A 19,085-nucleotide genomic window follows, 5' to 3' on the forward strand; every position below is an offset into this window, starting at 1 on the left:
TTTCCGGGCCGTCCCTCAGGACGCCGGCGCCTCCGCGGAAACCGTCGCCGGGACCGAGCCCTGGGCTGGACTTTGGGCCTGCGCCTGGATGGCCGTGATGGCCACCGTGTTCACGATGTCCTCCACCGTGCAGCCGCGGGAGAGGTCGTTGACGGGCTTCCGCAGCCCTGCAGGACCGGGCCTACGGCCACGGCGCCGGAGCTCTGCTGCACCGCCTTGTAGGTGTTGTTGCCCGTGTTCAGGTCCGGGAAGATGAACACGGTGGCCTGCCCGGCCACGGTGGAGCCGGGCATCTTGGACGCGGCGATCGAGGCGTCCACAGCGGCGTCGTACTGGATGGGACCCTCCACGGCGAGGTCCGGCCGGCGCTGGCGCACCAGTTCTGTGGCCTGCCGCACCTCATCCACCGCTTCGCCAAAGCCCGAACCACCGGTCGAATAGGAAAGCATCGCTACCCGTGGCTCCACCCCAAACTGCGCGGCGGTCTCGGCCGATGCCAGGGCAATGTCCGCCAGCTGCTCCACATTGGGGTCCGGGTTCACGGCGCAGTCGCCGTAGACCAGCACGCGGTCCGGCATCAGCATCAGGAACACCGAGGACACGATCTTCACGCCCTCCCGGGTCTTCACAAACTCAAGCGCCGGCCTGATGGTGTGCGCGGTGGTGTGCGCGGCGCCGGAGACCATGCCGTCCACCACGCCCAGCTGGACCATCATGGTGCCGAAGTAGCTTCCGTCCTGCATGATCTCCAGGGCCTTGGGCAGGTCCACGCCCTTGTGCGCCCGGAGTTCGGCGTACTTCTCGGCAAACGTCAATCGGAGCTCGGATGTGGCCGGATCAATGACGTTGATGCCGGACAGGTCGATTCCGTTCGCCGCCGCCAGTTCCCGGACGGCAGATTCCGGCCCCAGCAGGGTCAGGTCGCAGACGTCACGGCGGTGCAGGATCTCGGCCGCGCGCAGGATCCTGACGTCGGTCCCCTCCGGCAGGACCACGTGGCGGCGCTGCGCCCGGGCCCGCTCGACGAGGTCATGCAGGAAGCGCAACGGCGTCATCCGTTCCGCCCGCGGCAGGTGCAGGCGCTCCACCAGCTCCGCCTCGTCTACCCGGCGGGACCACAGCCCCAGGGCGGAAGCCACCTTGCGCCGATGCCCGGACCAAATCTCGCTGCGCACCTCGGACACCCGGCGGGCCGTCTGGTACGTGTCCTCGTCGGCCGCGAACACCGGGAACGGTGCCTGCGCCAGGAGCGGGTAGATGTTGGCGTCCGGGGCCAGGCCACCGGTGAGGATGAGTGCGGACGCCACGGGGAACTCGGGCGAGAAGGAGGACGCCAGGCAGGCCACCATCACGTCCGCCCGGTCCCCCGGCACGATCACCAGCGCGCCCTCGTCCAGCACGTTCAGGAAGTTGCCCACGTTCATGGCAGCCACCTTGATGTCCTTGACGTCGCGCTCCATGTCCGGCGTGCCCGCGATCTGGCGCACGCCCAGCGCCATGGCCACCTCACCGGTGGTGGGCCGGGCGATTTCCTCCAGCTCGGGCAGGATATACACGGGCCGGCCGGAGGCACCGGGCTTGAGGGCGGCGGCGATGGCATCCAGGTCATCAGCGTCAGCCCGGTTGACCATGATGGCCAGCAGCGCGCACTTTTCGGCGGCCAGTTCCTTGCGCGCAACTTCGACGGCGGCGGCGGTCTCGCTGACGGTGCGGCCCTTGGCGCCCACCACTGCCACCACGGGCGTGGCGAGGTTGTTGGCCAGGCGGGCGTTGAGGTCGAATTCGACGGCGGCGTCCTGGCCCACCAGGTCGGTCCCTTCGACAATCACCACGTCGCAGTGACGGGCGATGTCCGCGAAAATCTCGACGCACCGGGCGTCGATTTCCGCGCGGTTGCCTTCGGCCAGCAGCGTGCGGACCTCGTCGTGGGTGAGGCCGCCGCGGCACCGTTCGTCCTCCAGGGCGAACCGGGACTTCATCAGGGCCACCATGGGGTCGTCGGCCGCCGAGGGCCCGTGGACCACCGGCTTGAAGAAGCCGATCCTGTCCGCGTGCCGGTGCAGCGTGTCCGCCAGCCCCAGGGCGACCAGGGACTTGCCCGATCCAGGAGTTGTTGCGCTGACGTAGATGCCTTTGGCCATGGTCCGCCCTTTGCTGTCCTTGCTGGTGCCGGTACCTCCATCCTTGCACTTCGATCCGCGCGCGGGGCACCTCGTGGCAGTGTTCGCAGCCGGGACTGCCGCGAAGTGCCACCTCGCGGAGGCATGCAGCGGAAGGTGCGGGCCGCCGTCGTGCGTGCCAGCCCAGTTGCTTTTCGCTCCACCGTGCGGTGCGCCGCGGACGACGGCGTGTCCCCGACTCCGGCGCGGACAACCGGCCAAGCAACCGGGCAGGAAGGCACGCACCTAGCCCCTATCCCCTTGACACCGGACCCCTTCATGGGATTACCTAATGAACATTCGGTAAATAAAGCTGGAGGCAATGACGCATGGCTGAGACCACTCTTTCCGGGGCCACCCACCCCATCCTGGAAAACGACTACGCCTCCGAATGGATGGGCATTGAGGTCCTGGCCCTCAGCGACGGCCACGCCACCATCCGGATGACCCTCCGGCAGGAAATGCTCAACGGCTTCGGCATGGCCCACGGCGGAATGATCTTCGCCTTCGGCGACACTGCCTTCGCCCTCGCGTGCAACCCCATCCACCCTGCACCGGGCGAGGAAGCCACCATCACGGTTGCCTCCGGCGTGGACATTAATTTCCTCAAGCCGGCCTTCCGCGGCCAGGTGCTCACCGCCGTCGCGGACCGCCGCTCCAGCGCCGGGCGCAGCGGGCTCTACGACATCCAGATATTCGCCGCCGATGCCGCCACGCCGGCTACCGAAACCCAGCCCAGTTCCCCGGGCGAGCTCATCGCCGAGTTCCGCGGACGCAGCCGCACCATCCCCAAGAAGTAGGAAAACCATGACCCTGCATGCCCCCGAAACCCCCGCCGCTGCCGTTTCCACCCCGGCGGACACCGCAGCAACCGGCACGGACGCCGTCCTGGACCGCGAGGAAACCATTTCCCGCGACGAGCTCGAGGCCCTGCAGCTTCAGCGGCTGCAGCACACCGTGGCCTACGCTTACGACCGGGTGCCCTTATACAAGCGCAAGTTCGATGAAGCGGGCATCCACCCCAGCGACCTGCGCGAACTGAGCGACCTGGGCAACTTCCCCTTCACCACCAAGGAGGATCTGCGGCAGGAGTACCCGTTCGGGATGTTCGCCGTGCCGCAGAACGAAGTAGCCCGCATCCACGCCAGCTCCGGAACCACCGGCCGGCCCACAGTGGTGGGCTACACCAAGCAGGACCTGGCCGACTGGGCGAAGCTCGTGGCCCGCAGCTTCCGCGCCTCGGGCATCCGCCCCGGCATGAAGGTCCACAACGCCTACGGCTACGGCCTGTTCACCGGCGGCCTGGGCGCGCACGCCGGCGCCGAGGCCTTGGGCTGCACCGTCATTCCGATGTCCGGCGGCCAGACCGAACGCCAGATCCAGCTGATCCAGGACTTCAAGCCGGACGCCATCCTGGCCACCCCCACCTACCTGCTCACCATCGCCGACGCCATGGCGCACATGGGGATCGACCCCGCCTCCACCTCACTGAAGTTCGCCGTTCTCGGCGCCGAGCCGTGGACCCAGGAGATGCGGCACGAGCTCGAAGTCATGATGAACATCAAGGCCTGCGACATTTACGGCCTGTCCGAGGTCATGGGACCGGGCGTTGCCGGCGAAGCCGTGGAGACCCAGGACGGCAGCCACATCTGGGAGGACCACTTCCGCCCCGAAATCATCGACCCCTTCAACCCTGTTGCGGGCAAGGAAAACGTCCTGCGCGACGGCGAGCACGGCGAACTGGTGTTCACCTCGCTCACCAAGGAAGCCCTGCCGATCATCCGCTACCGCACCAAGGACCTCACCCGGCTCCTGCCCGGCACGGCCCGCCCCGCGCACCGCCGCATGGGCCGCATCACCGGCCGCAGCGACGACATGATCATCCTGCGCGGCGTGAACCTCTTCCCGTCCCAGATCGAGGAAATTGCCCTGCGCATTCCCGAGCTCAGCCCGCACTTCCAGCTGGAACTCACCCGCCCCGAGGGCCAGCGGATGGACCAGCTGACCGTGCGCATCGAGCGCCGGGACGCCGTCACCATTGAGCAGAGCACGACGGCGGCACGCACCTTGAAGGAACAGATCAAGATCCACGTGGGTTCTTCGTGCACCGTGGACGTAGTGGAGCCCGGCTCGCTGGAGCGGTCCAACGGCAAGCTGCGCCGCATCTACGACCTGCGTCCGAAGGCCTGAGTGTTTTGGTGGTGCTGCGCCGTCCCCGGACTTACCGACCGTTCGTGAGAAACTAGCGATTATGCCCAGCGCCAGCAGAACTGCCAGCACCACCGAAACCTCAAGCACCAACGGCAATCCCGCCAACGGCACTGCCGTGAATGGCGCAGCCAAGCGCGGCCGCCCCGGCTACGACCAGCAGTCCGTGCTCCGTATCGCCGTGGACGTATTCAACCGGCACGGCTACGACGCCACCTCCATGGGCATCCTGGCGGAGAATCTGGGCATCTCCAAGTCCGCCATCTACCACCACGTGCCATCCAAGGGCGATCTCCTCAAACTCGCCCTTGACCACGCCCTGGGCGGCCTCGAAGCCATCCTGGAGCAGCCCGACGCGACCTCCGGCGCGGCGGATGCCCGGCTGGAGTTCGTGCTGCGGCAGACGGTGGCCGTCCTGGTGGACCGCCTGCCCTTTGTCACCCTGCTGCTGCGCCTCCGCGGCAACACAGAAATCGAACGCGACGCCCTGGAACGCCGCCGCGCATTCGACCACAAAGTCGCAGGCCTGATTTCCGCCGCCCGGGAGGAGGGATCGCTCCGCGCAGACATCGACCCCCGCACCGTCTCACGCCTGCTGTTCGGCATGATCAACTCCATTGTGGAGTGGTACAAACCGGGCGGCGCCCTCTCACCGAAACGGCTGGCCGACGACGTCATCACCATGGCGTTTGATGGCCTTCACGCCCACACCCAGGAAGCGGCAAGCCCTCCCGGCACCAAATAATAAGGGTGCTTGGTATTTTCCCCACTCCCCCGTTACGGTGGTAGAAAGCCACCATCCGCAGGGAGGTATCGATGAGCAGGGCCAGCGCTCCAGAGCGTTCACGCCATCTCCACCCGGCGCTCGGCACAGTACTGGGCGCCGGGGCTCTCACAGCCGCCTTGGCACTCAGCGGATGCACCGGCACGCCAGGCCCTCCCAACCCCAGCGGCACCTCCTCAAGCCAGGCGTCGTCGTCGTCCGCCACGCCGGCGCCCTCCGGCTCTGGTTCCGCGGCACCTGGTTCCTCCGCACCAGCCACCGGCGCGGGCCCCGACTCCGGAGCGGCCGGCAACCTGCCGCAGCTCGTGGAAAACTTGTCGCCGTCCGTCGTCACCATCTTCACGCAGAGCGGCCTGGGCAGCGGCGTGGTGTACTCGGCTGACGGCCTGATCCTTACCAACGAGCACGTGATCCACGGCGCCACCACCGTTGAAGTGGGGTTCGCCGACGGGCAGCGCGTCGAGGGCACAGTGAAGGCCAGCGACGCCGTCACGGACCTTGCGCTGGTCCAGGCCAAGCGCACCGGCCTGCCCAAGCCCACCTACCAGAGCAACCTGCCCAAGGTGGGCGAGGGCGCACTGGTCCTGGGCTCCCCACTCGGATTTGAAAACACCGCTACCGCCGGGATCATCTCGGGACTGCACCGCTCCATCCCCGGCTCCGCATCCAACAGCCTCTCCCTGGTGGACCTCATCCAGACCGATGCACCGATCAGTCCCGGCAACTCCGGCGGCGCCGTGATCAACATGCGCGGTGAGGTGATCGGGATCAGCGAGGCCTACATCCCGCCGTCGTCCGGCGCTGTGTCCCTTGGCTTCGCCATTCCCGCCGCCACCGCCGTGGATGTCGCCGAGGAGCTGCTGAAAAACGGCACGGCCAAGCACGCGTACCTTGGCCTGACTCCGGGCGAGCTAACCGCGCAGATCGCCCAGCAGCTGGGCATCCAGGCAGGATCCGGCGTGGTGGTGCTCGCGGCAGACTCCGACGGGCCCGCGGGACGCGCTGGAATCCGCCCGGGAGACGTCCTGCAGTCCATGGAAGGCGTGGAGCTCACCACGCCGGAGAAGCTCCTGGCGGAACTGCGCAAGCGCAACCCGGGCGACACCGTAGGCTTCAAGGTCAAGCGCGGCGACCAGACGTTGGACATCAAGGTGGACCTCACCGACCGCCCAGCCAACACAACCACCCGATAGGAAGGAAAAACACATGAGCCACCCCAAGGAAGAACCCGACGCAGGATTCATCGTTCCCGACCCCTCCAAGATCCGCGAGGACATTCCGGGCGATGCCGGCGACGAAGCCAACGTGATCCGCTTCAGCGAGGAGCAGGCCCTGATCGAGGAGCAGTCGCACGGCGTGCGCCCGGAAACCTACAGCGTCCCCTCCGGCGGCCCCGCGATGGATGAGGCCCGCGGCAACATGGACCTCTCCGACCGCAGTGAAGACGGCCGCGGCACCGGGCGCGAGGACGACAGCAGCGACGACGGCCTGCACGGCGGCGCCGAAAGCTAGCCGCCGCCGGTAGACAAGCAGCAGGGGTGCCCCGATCCGACCGGGGCACCCCTGCTGCTGTGTGATTTAGACCTGGTACTCCATATCCCCTCCGAGGTTCTGGTGGATGCAGAGGATGTTGTGCTCGGTATCCATGAACCACGCGCACTTTTCCGATCCCGTGGTGCAGATGTGGTTTTCCGTTTTCAGGGTGGGCAGGTCGTAGTCCTGGAACCTGATGCCCCTGGCTTCCATATCCCGCACGGTCGCCTCAATGTCCGTTACCTGGAAGCTCAACGCGGTGTGCTCCGAGTGCTTTCCGTCGGACACCGGCATCAGCTCCAGCAGCGGGCCGCCGTCGATGCCGAGCAGCTGATGTCCGTCATCAGTCGTTCCGCGGTGCGGAAGTCCCAGCTTTTCGGTGTAGAAGCTGTGGGCACGTGCGGGGTCGTCGACCGGCAGGATGGTTGTGGCCGAGCTCATTGTCAGATGCATTGGGTCCGCCTCCTTGTGGGCAGAATTTTACGCTCGGAGATCCCAAAAAGAACCGGGCCCAACGCCCCGTTGCTCTATCACTTTTGGTCGCCAAAACAGGCTCTTAGGGACCAAAAGTGATAGAGCACGCGTGGGGGTTACTTTTCGACGAGGGTGAGGACGTCGTAGGTGGCCACGATCTCGTCATCCTGGTTGGTGAGCACGGCGTCCCACGCCACCTCGCCGTATTCGTCGGTTTCGCGCGGCGTGATCTTCTTGGCAGTGAGCGTCACCCGGATGGAGTCCCCCGCGGCCACGGGGGTGATGAAGCGCAGGTTTTCCAGGCCGTAGTTGGCCAGCACGGGACCCGGCGCGGGCTCCACGAACAGCCCGGCGCCCCAGCTCAGCAGCAGGTAGCCGTGCGCCACGATCCCCGGGAAGAACGGGTTGGCCTCCGCCGCTTCCTGGTTGGTGTGGGCGTAGAACGTGTCGCCGGTAGAGTTGGCGAACGCGGTGATGTCCTCCAGGGTGACCTGCCGCAGGTCTGAGCGGACGGCGTCGCCGATCCTGAGGGTGGACAGGTGCTTGCGGAACGGGTGCGTTCCCTCGGTCTCCACGGTGAAGTTGCGGTCGGCCCCGGCGTGCCACACACCGGTGACGGCGGTGAGCATGTTCGGGGAGCCCTGGATGGCGGTGCGCTGCATGTGGTGCAGCACGGACCGGATGCCGCCCAGTTCCTCGCCGCCACCGGCACGCCCGGGTCCGCCGTGGACCAGGTGCGGAACCGGCGAGCCGTGGCCTGTCGAGGTGCGGGCGTCCTCGCGGTTGAGCATCAGGACGCGGCCGTGGTGTGCCGCGATGCCGGTGACCAGCTGGCGGGCCACCTCGGGATCGTTGGTGCAAACCGATGCCACCAGGGACCCGCCGCCGCGGGCGGCCAGCCGCACGGCGTCGGTCAGGTCCTTGTAGCCGATCACGGACGATACCGGCCCGAACGCCTCGAGCGAGTGGATGGCCTCGGCTTCCGGGTTGTCCCAGTTCAGGATCACGGGGGCCATGAACGCCCCGCCGTCCAACACCCCGGTGGTGCCATCGGCAGAGGTGACCGACGGCGAATCGAGCGTTCCGTACGCAAGCTCACCGCCGGCGTCGAGCATGGACTGCACGGCCGCGCGGACGTCCTCCAGCTGTTCCACCGAGGCCAGCGCGCCCATGGTGACGCCCTCACCGCGCGGGTCACCCAGGACGACCCGCTCCGTAATGCGCTTGCCGATCGCGGCGGAGACTGCGGGCACCAGCTCCTGAGGCACAATGGCGCGCCGGATGGCGGTGCACTTCTGGCCGGCCTTGACAGTCATTTCGGTGACCACGGACTTGACGAAAGCGTCGAACTCCAGGGTGCCCTCGACCGCGTCGGGGCCCAGGATAGCGGCGTTCAGGGAGTCGGTCTCCGACGTGAACCGGACGCCGCCCTCCACCACGTTCGGGTGGGCTTTCAGCGACTTTGCGGTGGAGGCGGAACCGGTGAAGGCCACCAGGTCGCGGTAGTCCAGCACGTCCAACAGGCCGCGGACCGAGCCGGAGACCAGCTGCAGCGAACCCTTCGGCAGGATGTTGGATTCGATGATTGCCTTGACCACCGCGGCAGCAACGTAGCCGGTGGGGGTGGCAGGCTTCACGATGGTGGGGACGCCTGCAATGAACGCGGGGGCGAACTTCTCGAGCATGCCCCAGACGGGGAAGTTGAAGGCGTTGATCTGCACGGCGACGCCGGGAATGCGGGTGTAGATGTGCTCGCCGGCGAAGGAGCCATCCTTGGAGAGCACCTCCATGGGGCCGTCCACAACCACCTGGGAGTTGGGCAGCTCGCGCCGGCCCTTGGAACCGAAGGTAAAGAGGACGCCGATACCGCCGTCAATGTCCACCATGGAGTCGATCTTGGTGGCGCCTGTCTGGAAGGAGTAGTTGTAGAAGTGCTCCCGGCGGGCATTCAGGTACTGGGCCAGTTCCTTGAGCTTGAGGGCGCGCTGGTGGAACGTCAGCTTGCCCAGTTCATCCTGGCCGGTAGTGCGCCCGTACTCCACCACCCCACCGAGGTCCAGGCCCTCCGTGCTGACCTTGGCCAGGATCTCCCCGGTGCTTGCGTCCCGGACGGGGACCGCGGAAGCCGACGAGCCGGCGTCGGGCGTCCACCAGGCGTCCCTGACGAAGCTGGGCACTGTCTCCACGGTGTCGACCGTGGCCTGGGGGGCTGTGGCGGTGGTGGTCATCGTTGACGGTCCTTCCAACAAGGGGGGGCAGGCAAACAGGACAGCCATTACTGACCGTCCGTTCGGTAATATATTCACCATACATGAAGTGCCGTGCTGCAGACTAGAAGGCCAGGACCGAATTGGCCGCCTCAAAGGAGAACTTATGAACGCCCCGTCCCCCGCGGATGCCGCTGGCAACCAGCCGCCCGAACATGAACTCTGGAAGATCACCCTCGGCGAGCTGGACGAGAAGATGGGCGTAAAGATCCTGGAGGAGTCCGTGGAGCGCGTGGTGGCCACCATGCCCGTGGAGGGGAACAGGCAGTCGTTCGGGCTGCTGCACGGCGGCGCTTCCCTGGCCGTGGGCGAGGCCGTGGGGTCCTGGGCTGCGGTGATCCACGCCAGCACCATGGGCAAGACCGCCGTGGGCGTGGACGTTTCCGCCACCCACCACCGCTCCGCGCGTGAGGGCCAGGTGACCATCACCGCCACCCCCATCCACTTGGGCGGCACCCTCACCACGCACGAGGTGCTGATCACCAACGAGGCAGGCCAGCGGCTGTGCACCCTGCGCATCACCAACCTGCTGATGAAGCGCAAAAACTGACGCAAAAAGTTCTCCGGCACTGCATCCAGGGACGGCGTTCCGCAGGTATTAAGCGCGTAAGTACAAACAGCCCGGCTACCGGGCATCCTGCAAGGAGTTTGACATGCGCAAAATGACCTACGCCGCCGGAGCACTCTCGCTCGCTGCTTCGTTGGCCTTCGCCGCTCCCGCCCAGGCCGGCGGATGGCACCACCATGATGATGACACGGCCGAGCTTTCCGTCCTGCACGGCGTTCCCGGCCTGACCGTGGACGTGTGGGTGAACGGCAAGCTGACCCTCGACAACTTCACTCCAGGCACTCTGGCCGGGCCGCTGGAACTGCCTGCCGGGGACTACAAGATCGCCATCACCGCTGCCGACGCCACCAGCGCCGACAACCCGGTGATCGGCCCGGTCAACGTGGAACTCGACGAAGGCCGGAACTACACCGCTGTGGCCCACCTCGATGCCGCCGGCACACCCACGGCGTCACTTTTCACGAACGACACCAAGGCTCCCCGCAACGACCAGAAGGGCAAGCTCACCGTCAGGCACGTGGCCGCGGCGCCCGCCGTCGACGTACTGGCAGGTGGAGTTCCGGTGATTGAGGGACTCTCCAACCCGGACGAAGCGAAACTGAAGCTGAAGGCCGGCACCATATCGGCCACCGTGGCCGCGGCGGGAACCACCGATCCCGTGATCGGCCCGGCGGACATCACGGTGGAAGGCGGGAAGAACACCATCGTTTACGCCTGGGGAAGCCTGGCCGACGGCAACTTGGCTGTAGCCGTCCAGGTGGTTGACGGCAAGGACCAGGGGCGCGGCCGGCACTGACCTGACGGGCCGCACCTGACCGCGAGGGGCGGGGCTTTGCGGCCCCGCCCCTCATCGGCTAGCTGGTGGAGCGGCCCTTCCGACGGCGGACCAGCAGCATCAACAGGATACCGACGGCGAGCGCAGCCACAGCGGCAATCGCTGCGGCAATCAACCCGTCGGCTCCGGTGGCTGCAAGAGCGCCATTTGTGATGCTGCCGGCCGGGAGAACTGGCGGCGGGGCGTCAACGGTGACCGTGAGGCGGGTAGGGGTGGAAACCACACCGTCCACCGACTGCGTCACCGAGAACGTGTGTGTGCCGGCTGAGAGCCCGGCGGGGAAGGGGGTACTCCAGGTTCCCCCGGCCACCAAGACCAGTGGCGCCAGGACCAGGCCCACGGAGCGGGAGCCCGGTGCGGCGCCAACCGGTGCTGCTGAGACCGGCCTTCCATCGACCGACACTGTCACGTCGGCGGCGTTGAGCCCTGTGCCCCGAAGGGTTTCCGGCAGGGCGTCCTGTTTGAGGTGCTGTCCATCGGAGAGGCTGGTCACGGCCGGAGGCGGAGGCATAACTGCGAAGGCCGCCGTGGTGGCAGGGCTGTCCGTAAGGCCGGGATAGGACTGCTTTGCGGTGACACTCACTTTGCCATAGGGCGCGGGAACCGGCAGTGAAACCGCCCAGCGGCCGTCATCCCCTACAAGGGCCGAGCCGGTGACATCACCGGACAACGACACCGTGGCGCCTGGCGTTCCGGTACCTTCGACGGTCTTCAACTCGGCCACCGGCACGTTGGCCGGCGTCGTGATGACCGGAGCGGGCAAAAACGACGGCGCGATGACAAGGTTCAGCGACACGGGGCCTGAGCGGCTGTATCCGTTGACGGTTTCAGCCGTGAACGTGAACGGGCCGGGCGCTTCCGGTGCCGTGAAGGACCAGTTGCCCGTCCCGTCCACGGGGACGTCGAAGGCTTGCCGGCCGGCATAGGTGATGCGGACCTGCGATCCGGCGGCTACAGCAGAGGCGGGGGCAGCCGGGACCTTTCCGGTGATGCTGGTGCCCGCTTTGACGGTAGTGCCTGGGTCGGCCGCGGGTTTGGGCTTATTGAGGAAGAGTTCCAACTGGTAGCCGGGCAGCACCTTGAGGGAGTCCTCCAGGGTGGCTGCTACTGCAAAGTTGGGCGGCGGCGGCATGTCAGGCTGTGGATCATCCCCGGCACTGTGCGTGCCCACAGCGTAGTTTCCGCTGATCCACGGGCCTCCGGAGTCACCGCCGCTGGACTGGACGTCGTAGGACAGGAAACCATTGAAAGCGCGGATGTCGTTGGGGTCGGTGCGATAGTTGGGGCCGCCCACCAGGAAGATGCCAACAGCTGCGACATGTCCACAGGACCAATTGGTCCTCCAGCCGGAACGGCAGACGGGCATGCCGATGACCGGGGCAGTTGCGCCGATGATCTTGACGTCCGGCCCCGGCTGGGAGGGGTCGCCGTAAGTGCTGGCCGCCGGCAGCGGGACCAGGTCCTGCCGCAGGCTGCCAATGACCGCAATGTCCGTTCCGACATTGCCCGGACTTGGACTGTTGGGATTCAGGACCCGCGAGTTTCCTGGCCCGCCGTACTGGCTGAATACAAAGTCGCCCAGCCTTCCGTTGGGCACGCCCTGGAACAACAAAGCGGTAGTCTTCGCCGCGCCGTCGTCAGCGCAATGTCCAGCCGTGAGGACGGTGGGAAGGCCCGCGGGATCGAATGCAGAAAAGCCCGTGGAGCAAATGGCTTGCTTGTCCGTCTGATAGCCCACACCGCCGGGAACGTCCGCCTCCGGTTTGAGGGGCGCGCCGCCGTCGAGCACCACGTTGGCGTAGCGGGAGACGAATTCCGACGGCGAGATCTTGCCAGGCCCTGCGGCTGACGTTTTTGTTGGAGCCGTGGCTGCTGCGGAAGCGCCGCCGTCTTGTCCTGACTGCGGGGATGCGATGGCGCCTGTCCTGATCACGAACCTGCCGCCGTCGGCCACCACCGCCTGCAGCCCGGCCGTACCCACCTCACGCACATAGGCCTGGAAGAGCTGCTCCGTGCTGGCTGCGAACTGCCGTCCGGGTGCCTGGGCGGCAGGTGCGGAAGAGGACGCCGTTTCTCTGGGGGACGACGACGGCTGGATGGGCTGTGTGCCGGAAGGTTCCGCTGACGGCGACGCAGGTTTGGGCGTCGGAACCGCCGGCGCTTCAAGCGAGATGTCGGGGTCGGTTGCCGCCAACTTCTTGACGGCCGAATCCAATTCGGGTCCACTGCCCGTCACGATGATCTTGTTGTCCTGGAGTCTGGTGCCCACATAACCGGGTATGGCGCGCAGTTGTGCCATCGCCGCAGCAGCACGTGTGCCCAGTTCCCCGGCTGCGGCGAACTGATCGGGAGTTAGGCCCAGGTCGCGCAGTATGGCCGCATCCAGGTCCCCCTGTGGAATGCCGGCAGATTCCCACCGGCCGGCCGTACTGTCCGGCGTGGCGGGAACGGAGGCGGCGGGTGTCGCGGGCGGCGGGGTTGCAGGACTGCCACCGGGTTCGGACACACCCCAGCTTGGAGCGGCGCCGAACGCGGAGGCAGCCAGCACTCCAGCTACGGCCCCCAGGGCCAGTCTGCTCTTGCCTCGCCGGATTGCTGGGGCAGTTTTCATTGTGATTCCTTCGCAAAGGCCGCTCCCGAGAGGGCCAGGACAGCATCAAGTTCGGTGGAGGTGAGCCCGTTGGCCAGAAGGTAACTGCGGGTGTCCAACTCGCGGACAAACGCGACCACCGCAAGCCCGCGCTGCTCCAGCAGGGGCGCAAGCTCCGCCTCCGCCAGGTACCGCTCCCGGCTGTGGGGCGGCCCGTGGGTCCCGTAACGCTCATTGATGCCGCGGGCGGCCCTCCGGTAGCCGTCGGCGATCTCTTTGTCAGAGTCGCCTGCAAGGTCCTGGACCATGGCAGCCACCAACCCGGTGCGGTCGCGTCCCGCGGCACAGTGCAGCAGGACGTCCCCCTTGGGTGCAGCCACTGCGATGGCACGGAAGACATCCACCAGCTTTCCGGGGAAAAGCCGGGCGTTCTCTGCATAGTGGGCAGGATCGTTCAGGTACGGGCCGGTGACTGCGGTGAAGCGCGGATCGCCCGGCTCCTCAGTGGGCGCCTGCACCACGTCGATCCCGGCCCATGCAGCGGCAGGCACCACCGGGTCGCTGTCCCGGCGCCGCCCTTCATCAGGGTTACGAAGATCCACCACGGTGCGGACGCCGTCGTCGAACGCCTGCTTCCAGCCTGCTTCCGTCAGCCACTCGCGCCGCCCCATCCGGTAAATGCCGCCGGACACGTGCCACGCGTTGACAGCGCCATCCCAGTCCATGGACCTGCCCCTTGTGCTCATCCGGACAGCTAACCACACGCTGCTGGAAGCCGCATGTCACATACGGGAAAGCTGCGGTGAAGCGCGAGTGTCCAATGGCCCGTGACAGCTGTGACAGGCGGGAGTACTGTGACGAACTCCTGCCCCGGCGGAGGGCACCGAAGAATTGAGGGGACACATGGGAGCTTTTTCAGCACGACGGCGGCCGCGGGCTTTCGCTGCCGCCCTTGCCACGCTGGCGATTACCGCAGGCCTTGCGGCCGCTCCGGCGCAGGCCGTGGACAAGGAAAAGTACATCGCGCTGGGAGATTCCTATGCCGCAGGACAAGGTGCCGGGCCTTACCTGGACGCCTGCTATCGCAGCGACAACGCCTATTCCCAACTCGCGGATGAAGCCAAGTCAATCCAACTGGTGGTGAATGCTGCCTGCAGCGGCAAGACCACCTGGGACGTCGTGAACAGCCAGCTTCGCCAGCTGAACAAGAGCACGGAATTGGTGACCATCACTGCTGGTGGCAACAACATCGGTTTCGGCGACATCATCACCGCCTGCGGGGCCGCCCTGGCCAACCCCGCCGCAGGACCCGCATGTGACGCCGCCACCGCCTCTGCGGCCGCGATGATCCAGAGCGGACAGCTCACCCAGGATGTTATCTCGATGATCCAGAGCGTGAAGGCGGCTGCCCCCAACGCCAGGATCGTTGTGACGGGCTACCCCTACCTTTACGACCCGGTCACCCCCAATCCCGCCGATCCACTGTCGCTATTTATCCAGCAGGCCACCGTGTTGGCCAACGGACTGGACGCCTCTATCGCGGCGGCCGCCAGTGCCACAGGCGTTCAGTACGTAGACGTCAGGGGCGCGTTCGCAGGCCACGGCGTCAATTCCGCGGATCCTTGGATAAACCTGGACCTGGCCAACCCCGCAAGCCCGGACAACTTCCACCCGAATGCCGCGGGCTACGAGGCATACTTCGCTGCGCTCAGCGGTTCCGGCGCCTACTCCGTCCCCTAGCCGCGCCTTTCTCCGCGCCGGTCCAGGCGGTACTCGAGCCCGGCGCGGACGGCCGGCCACTCATGCTCCAGGATGGAGAACACAACGGTGTCCCGCAGGTTTCCGTCGCTGGTCCGTGAGTGGCTGCGGAGCACGCCGTCCTGTTTGGCGCCCAGCCGGGCAATGGCCTCGCGCGACTGGTGATTCAACCAGTGGGTGCGGAACTCGACGGCGGGGCAGCCAAGTGTTTCGAAGGCGTGCCGCAGCAGCAGGAGCTTGGAATCCGGGTTGGTGCCCGTCCCCTGGGCGGACGCAGCGTTCCAGGTGGAGCCGATCTCCACCCGCGGGGTGGCGGCATCGATGTTCATGTAGGTGGTCATGCCGATGATGCGGCCCGGGCCGCCGGTCGCTGAGTCGATCAGCCGGGTGGTGAACGGCAGCATGGTCCCTTGGTCCTGCAGCGCGAGCCGGCGGCGGATTTCCGCCGCCATCCTGTCGGGCGCGGGTACCGACGTGTACCAGAGCTTCCACAGCTCACCGTCCCTGGCAGCCGCCACCAGGCCGTCGTGGTGGTCCGCGGCGAGCGGTTCGAGGATTACGTAGCGGCCGGTAAGGGTAAGGGGTTCAAGGAAAGTCACTGCACCAGCCTAGGCCCGCCGGAAGGGCGGGTTACGCTGGGAAAGCACCACGACGTCGAGCGAGGGAGTCACCATGTCAGGCCAGAATCCGGATCCGGAAGAGGACAAGCTCACCGGTTTGGAGCCCGGGGGCGGGGTTCCGCCAGGGGAAACACCGCCGGGTGAAGCTTCCACCAGCATGACGCAGGGCCATGAAGAGCACGGCACCCGGAAGGGTACGCAGTTCCTGTGGATCGGCATCATTGGTGTCGTGGTCCTGCTGTGCCTTCTGTATTTCATCGGCTACATCGTGGGCTTCTTCGACTAGGCCCTATGGGAACAGGCGGAGATTCCTAGCTGGGCCAGTCGAAAAAGCCCTTGCCGGTTTTGCGTCCCAGCTCGCCGCGGGCCACCTTGTCCCTGAGGATCTGCGGGGGCGCAAACCGGTCGCCGAGGGTGGACTGCAGGTATTCGGCGATGCCCAGGCGGACGTCGAGGCCCACGATGTCCGTGGTTTTCAGCGGTCCCGTGGGGTGTTTGTAGCCAAGGACCATGGCGTTGTCGATGTCCTCCGCCGAGGCGACCCCTTCCTCCACCATCCGCATGGCCTCCAGTGCGATGGCCACGCCCAGGCGCGAGGACGCGAACCCTGGGGCGTCATTGACGACGACGGCGGTCTTGCCAAGTGCCTCCACCCACGTTTTTGCCTCGGCAGCAAGTCCGGGAGACGTCCGCTCCCCCAGCACCACCTCGATGAGTGTGGATGCCGGGACAGGGTTAAAGAAGTGCAGGCCCAGGAAGTTTTCGGGCCGCTTCAGTTCGCGGGCCAGGCCGTTCACCGAAAGCGACGAGGTGTTGGACGCGATGAAACCGTCCTCCGCCAGCCGCTCTTCAATGCCCCTCAGCGCCGTTACTTTGAGGTCCCAGTCTTCGGGGACCGCTTCCACCACCAGTTGCCGGCCGGTGAAGGCGTCGTAGTCGGTGCTGACGGTCAGACGGGATGCCAGTTCATCGAAGTTGGCGTCCACCGCCCCGCGCTCGATGCTCTTCAGTGCCGCCGACTCCACGCGTTCCCGCGCACCTTCGGCGGAGACGTCGTCGCGCTCCACCACCAGGACGTCGGCGCCCTTGATCAGGAAGGCGTGGGCGATTCCCGCGCCCATGCGGCCACCGCCCAGTACCCCCACCAAGTGGGGAAGGCCAGTGGGCAGGTCCGGGTTCGTTGATGAATCAGTCACGGGTCTACTTTCCGTCGGCAGGGTTGGCGGCGTTTGCCTTCTTAGCCGCGTTGCGGTCCAGGAACGCCTGCATGCGGTCGAACTTGGCCTGGGATTCAAAGAGGATGCCCTGGGCAAGTTGGTCAATGATCGGGTGGGCCTCCGCAGGCGCATGGAACACGGACTTGGTGATGCGGACGGCCAGCGGATCCTGCCGCCCTATCCTGTTGGCCAGGCTGTGGGCGGCGTCCAGGAGGTCGGCGGGATCGTGGATTTCGGTGATGAGGTTGATGGCCTTGGCTTCACCCGCGCCGAGGACCAGCCCGGCCAGCAGGATCTGCTTGGCCAGCGGTTCACCCACCAGTTCCTTGAGCCGCCAGCTGGCTCCGGCCGCGGCAAGGATGCCCAACCCCGTTTCCGGGTTGCCGATCCGCACGTTGGGGGTGCCGATCCGGAAGTCGGCGGCGTATGCGAGCTCCGCGCCGCCGCCCAGGCAGTAGCCGTCCAGGGCAGCGATGACCGGCATGGGCAGCTTGGCGATCCGGACGAAAATTGTCGAGTTGATCCCCTGCAGGGCATCGTCCCGCCGCCGTTCGCGCAACTGGGCGATGTCGGCTCCGGAGGCGAACACTCCCTCCACGCCGGCGATAATCAGCACCTTGGGGTTCTGTTCCAGCGCGGCGCAGACCGTGTGGAGTTCGTCCACCATCTGCTGGTCTATTGCGTTCTTCACCTCGGGCCGGTTGAGCAGCACCACCACCCGGTCTTCCCGCTCCTCCACCAGGAGGGCGGAAAACTGTTCCTCGGCGAGGTTTACCGGGGCGGCCATCAGATCTTCTCCAGCAGCATTGCGGTGCCCTGGCCCACACCCACGCACATGGTGGCGAGGCCGAACCTGGCGTCTTCGCGTTCCATCCGTCCCAGCAGGGTGATGGCAATCCGGGACCCGCTGGATCCAAGGGGATGCCCCAGGGCGATGGCGCCGCCGTCGCGGTTTACGATTTCCGGTTCCAGTCCCAGGCGGCGGATGCAGGCCAGGGACTGGGTGGCAAAGGCTTCATTAAGTTCGACGGCGCCCAGGTCGCCGACGCTGAGGCCACTCCGCTTGAGCACTTTCTGGGTGGCGGGGACCGGGCCGATGCCCATGATCTCCGGCTCGCAACCGGCGGAGGCGCCGTCGATGATGCGTGCCCTCGGCGTCAGGCCCAGCCGCTCGATGGCGGCTTCCGAGGCAACGATGATGGCTGAAGCGCCGTCGTTGAGGGACGACGAGTTGCCTGCCGTGACCACTGATCCGCCGTGTGCCACCGGCTTCAGGCCTGCAAGGACGTCAAGGCTGGTGCCGGGGCGGGGGCCCTCGTCGGTGTCCACCACGGTTTCGGACTTGCGGGTCTTGACCGTCACGGGAACGATCTCGTCCTTGAACCGGCCCGCTTCGATGGCGTCCAGGGCCAACTGGTGGGAGCGGACGGCGAAGGCGTCGGCGTCCTCCCGGGAAATGCTGTCCACGCGGGCCACTTCCTCCGCGGTTTCCGGCATGGAGTAGGTCATCTTCCCGTCCCGGGACAGGCCGCCGTGCTGGAAGTGGGGGTTGGTGAAGCGCCAGCCGATGGAGGTATCGAAGATCTGGCCCGGCTTGGCGAAAGCAGTGGTGGGCTTTTCCTGCACCCAGGGTGCGCGGCTCATGGACTCCACGCCGCCGGCGATGACAATGTCAGCGGCACCGGCCTTGATCATGTGGCTGGCCTGGATGATGGCGCTGAGGCCTGACGCGCAAAGCCGGTTGACGGTGATTCCGGGGATATGGAGCGGCAGTCCCGCCAGCAGGGTGGCCATCCGGGCCACGTTCCGGTTCTCCTCGCCGGCTCCGTTTGCGTTGCCGAGGATCACTTCCTCGATGCTTTCCGGGTCCAGGCCGGCGCGGTGCACGGCTTCCCGGACCACCAGGGCCGCAAGATCGTCCGGCCGCACGGAGGACAACGCCCCTCCATACCTGCCCACCGGCGTTCGGACCCCGCCAACAAGGAAAGCCTGCGGACCTGCGGTTGCAGCCATGGAAACACCCTTCACGCGATAAACAGCACTGTCATCGGCGGGCGGCACAGCGGAATCCT

General features: G+C 66.6%; 18 protein-coding genes. 9 read left to right on the forward strand and 9 right to left on the reverse strand.

Translation table 11 applies throughout. From position 1 onward, the window contains the following. Positions 1–110 precede the first annotated feature (110 nt). A complete protein-coding gene (gene pta, locus ACIGJD_RS16205; RefSeq protein ID WP_483687058.1) occupies positions 111–2,141 on the reverse strand; it encodes a phosphate acetyltransferase in 2,031 nt (676 codons plus the stop codon). A 347-nt stretch (positions 2,142–2,488) separates the two neighbouring features. On the opposite strand from pta, the gene ACIGJD_RS16210 reads away from it, so the two are divergent. The 5 genes from ACIGJD_RS16210 to ACIGJD_RS16230 all read left to right on the forward strand — a co-directional run bounded on the left by ACIGJD_RS16210 (position 2,489) and on the right by ACIGJD_RS16230 (position 6,663). Then, a complete protein-coding gene (locus ACIGJD_RS16210) occupies positions 2,489–2,959 on the forward strand; it encodes a hotdog fold thioesterase (protein WP_483687059.1) in 471 nt (156 codons plus the stop codon). Positions 2,960–2,966: 7 nt separating this feature from the next. After that, positions 2,967–4,349 (forward strand): phenylacetate--CoA ligase PaaK, encoded by a 1,383-nt coding sequence (gene paaK, locus ACIGJD_RS16215; protein ID WP_483687060.1) that lies wholly within the window; start codon positions 2,967–2,969, stop codon positions 4,347–4,349. 61 nt (positions 4,350–4,410) lie between these two features. After that, the gene (locus ACIGJD_RS16220) at positions 4,411–5,112 is read left to right on the forward strand and encodes a TetR/AcrR family transcriptional regulator (RefSeq protein WP_483687061.1); all 702 of its coding nucleotides are present in this window, start codon (positions 4,411–4,413) and stop codon (positions 5,110–5,112) included. A gap of 71 nt (positions 5,113–5,183) precedes the next feature. After that, positions 5,184–6,344: a S1C family serine protease gene (locus tag ACIGJD_RS16225; RefSeq protein WP_483687062.1), complete on the forward strand. Its 1,161-nt coding sequence runs from the start codon at positions 5,184–5,186 to the stop codon at positions 6,342–6,344. A gap of 13 nt (positions 6,345–6,357) precedes the next feature. Further along, positions 6,358–6,663 carry a hypothetical protein gene (locus ACIGJD_RS16230; protein ID WP_483687063.1) on the forward strand — a complete coding sequence of 102 codons (306 nt, stop codon included), beginning with the start codon at positions 6,358–6,360 and terminating at the stop codon, positions 6,661–6,663. Between the two features lie 66 nt (positions 6,664–6,729). On the opposite strand, the gene ACIGJD_RS16235 is transcribed toward ACIGJD_RS16230, so the two are convergent. Both ACIGJD_RS16235 and paaZ read right to left on the reverse strand, forming a co-directional pair. Then, positions 6,730–7,125, reverse strand: coding sequence for a VOC family protein (locus ACIGJD_RS16235; RefSeq protein WP_483687064.1), 396 nt, complete (start codon positions 7,123–7,125; stop codon positions 6,730–6,732). A 149-nt stretch (positions 7,126–7,274) separates the two neighbouring features. After that, positions 7,275–9,386, reverse strand: a complete 2,112-nt coding sequence (paaZ, locus tag ACIGJD_RS16240) for a phenylacetic acid degradation bifunctional protein PaaZ (RefSeq protein ID WP_483687065.1) — start codon at positions 9,384–9,386, stop codon at positions 7,275–7,277. Between the two features lie 145 nt (positions 9,387–9,531). On the opposite strand from paaZ, the gene ACIGJD_RS16245 reads away from it, so the two are divergent. Then, the gene (locus ACIGJD_RS16245; RefSeq protein ID WP_483687066.1) at positions 9,532–9,975 is read left to right on the forward strand and encodes a PaaI family thioesterase; all 444 of its coding nucleotides are present in this window, start codon (positions 9,532–9,534) and stop codon (positions 9,973–9,975) included. Positions 9,976–10,078: 103 nt separating this feature from the next. Next, a complete protein-coding gene (locus ACIGJD_RS16250) occupies positions 10,079–10,789 on the forward strand; it encodes a DUF4397 domain-containing protein (protein ID WP_483687067.1) in 711 nt (236 codons plus the stop codon). Between the two features lie 58 nt (positions 10,790–10,847). Here ACIGJD_RS16250 and ACIGJD_RS16255 read toward each other — a convergent pair whose 3' ends face one another. Both ACIGJD_RS16255 and ACIGJD_RS16260 read right to left on the reverse strand, forming a co-directional pair. Further along, on the reverse strand, positions 10,848–13,439 hold the full coding sequence (locus ACIGJD_RS16255) for a trypsin-like serine protease (RefSeq protein ID WP_483687068.1): 2,592 nt from the start codon (positions 13,437–13,439) through the stop codon (positions 10,848–10,850). Next, on the reverse strand, positions 13,436–14,143 hold the full coding sequence (locus tag ACIGJD_RS16260; RefSeq protein WP_483687069.1) for a tyrosine-protein phosphatase: 708 nt from the start codon (positions 14,141–14,143) through the stop codon (positions 13,436–13,438). Before ACIGJD_RS16260 ends, ACIGJD_RS16255 begins: the two co-directional genes overlap by 4 nt. A 178-nt stretch (positions 14,144–14,321) precedes the next feature. On the opposite strand from ACIGJD_RS16260, the gene ACIGJD_RS16265 reads away from it, so the two are divergent. Further along, positions 14,322–15,158, forward strand: a complete 837-nt coding sequence (locus ACIGJD_RS16265; RefSeq protein ID WP_483687070.1) for an SGNH/GDSL hydrolase family protein — start codon at positions 14,322–14,324, stop codon at positions 15,156–15,158. Here ACIGJD_RS16265 and ACIGJD_RS16270 read toward each other — a convergent pair. Then, positions 15,155–15,775, reverse strand: coding sequence for a GNAT family N-acetyltransferase (locus tag ACIGJD_RS16270; RefSeq protein WP_483687071.1), 621 nt, complete (start codon positions 15,773–15,775; stop codon positions 15,155–15,157). The two genes, ACIGJD_RS16265 and ACIGJD_RS16270, sit on opposite strands and share 4 nt — an antisense overlap. A 73-nt stretch (positions 15,776–15,848) precedes the next feature. On the opposite strand from ACIGJD_RS16270, the gene ACIGJD_RS16275 reads away from it, so the two are divergent. Then, a complete protein-coding gene (locus tag ACIGJD_RS16275) occupies positions 15,849–16,082 on the forward strand; it encodes a DUF6480 family protein (protein WP_483687072.1) in 234 nt (77 codons plus the stop codon). A gap of 25 nt (positions 16,083–16,107) precedes the next feature. Here the strand turns inward: ACIGJD_RS16275 and ACIGJD_RS16280 are convergent, their stop codons facing one another. The 3 genes from ACIGJD_RS16280 to ACIGJD_RS16290 all read right to left on the reverse strand — a co-directional run bounded on the left by ACIGJD_RS16280 (position 16,108) and on the right by ACIGJD_RS16290 (position 19,026). Then, positions 16,108–16,917, reverse strand: a complete 810-nt coding sequence (locus ACIGJD_RS16280) for a 3-hydroxyacyl-CoA dehydrogenase family protein (protein WP_483689521.1) — start codon at positions 16,915–16,917, stop codon at positions 16,108–16,110. Between the two features lie 79 nt (positions 16,918–16,996). Next, on the reverse strand, positions 16,997–17,800 hold the full coding sequence (locus tag ACIGJD_RS16285; protein ID WP_483687073.1) for an enoyl-CoA hydratase/isomerase family protein: 804 nt from the start codon (positions 17,798–17,800) through the stop codon (positions 16,997–16,999). Next, positions 17,800–19,026: a thiolase family protein gene (locus ACIGJD_RS16290; protein WP_483687074.1), complete on the reverse strand. Its 1,227-nt coding sequence runs from the start codon at positions 19,024–19,026 to the stop codon at positions 17,800–17,802. The genes ACIGJD_RS16285 and ACIGJD_RS16290 overlap by 1 nt, the downstream gene beginning before the upstream one ends. Between the last annotated feature and the right edge of the window lie 59 nt (positions 19,027–19,085).

The sequence above is a fragment of the Arthrobacter sp. E1SS-5 genome, assembly GCF_057073715.1.

Coding starts and splice junctions, on each gene's coding strand:
- ACIGJD_RS16290 (WP_483687074.1), bottom strand. CDS start 19,026: ATGGCTGCAACCGCAGGTCCGCAGGCTTTCCTTGTTGGCGGGGTCCGA.
- ACIGJD_RS16260 (WP_483687069.1), bottom strand. CDS start 14,143: ATGGACTGGGATGGCGCTGTCAACGCGTGGCACGTGTCCGGCGGCATT.
- paaK (WP_483687060.1), top strand. CDS start 2,967: ATGACCCTGCATGCCCCCGAAACCCCCGCCGCTGCCGTTTCCACCCCG.
- ACIGJD_RS16210 (WP_483687059.1), top strand. CDS start 2,489: ATGGCTGAGACCACTCTTTCCGGGGCCACCCACCCCATCCTGGAAAAC.
- ACIGJD_RS16220 (WP_483687061.1), top strand. CDS start 4,411: ATGCCCAGCGCCAGCAGAACTGCCAGCACCACCGAAACCTCAAGCACC.
- paaZ (WP_483687065.1), bottom strand. CDS start 9,386: ATGACCACCACCGCCACAGCCCCCCAGGCCACGGTCGACACCGTGGAG.
- ACIGJD_RS16275 (WP_483687072.1), top strand. CDS start 15,849: ATGTCAGGCCAGAATCCGGATCCGGAAGAGGACAAGCTCACCGGTTTG.
- ACIGJD_RS16265 (WP_483687070.1), top strand. CDS start 14,322: ATGGGAGCTTTTTCAGCACGACGGCGGCCGCGGGCTTTCGCTGCCGCC.
- ACIGJD_RS16230 (WP_483687063.1), top strand. CDS start 6,358: ATGAGCCACCCCAAGGAAGAACCCGACGCAGGATTCATCGTTCCCGAC.
- ACIGJD_RS16255 (WP_483687068.1), bottom strand. CDS start 13,439: ATGAAAACTGCCCCAGCAATCCGGCGAGGCAAGAGCAGACTGGCCCTG.
- ACIGJD_RS16245 (WP_483687066.1), top strand. CDS start 9,532: ATGAACGCCCCGTCCCCCGCGGATGCCGCTGGCAACCAGCCGCCCGAA.
- ACIGJD_RS16225 (WP_483687062.1), top strand. CDS start 5,184: ATGAGCAGGGCCAGCGCTCCAGAGCGTTCACGCCATCTCCACCCGGCG.
- pta (WP_483687058.1), bottom strand. CDS start 2,141: ATGGCCAAAGGCATCTACGTCAGCGCAACAACTCCTGGATCGGGCAAG.
- ACIGJD_RS16235 (WP_483687064.1), bottom strand. CDS start 7,125: ATGAGCTCGGCCACAACCATCCTGCCGGTCGACGACCCCGCACGTGCC.
- ACIGJD_RS16280 (WP_483689521.1), bottom strand. CDS start 16,917: ATGGGCGCGGGAATCGCCCACGCCTTCCTGATCAAGGGCGCCGACGTC.
- ACIGJD_RS16285 (WP_483687073.1), bottom strand. CDS start 17,800: ATGGCCGCCCCGGTAAACCTCGCCGAGGAACAGTTTTCCGCCCTCCTG.
- ACIGJD_RS16250 (WP_483687067.1), top strand. CDS start 10,079: ATGCGCAAAATGACCTACGCCGCCGGAGCACTCTCGCTCGCTGCTTCG.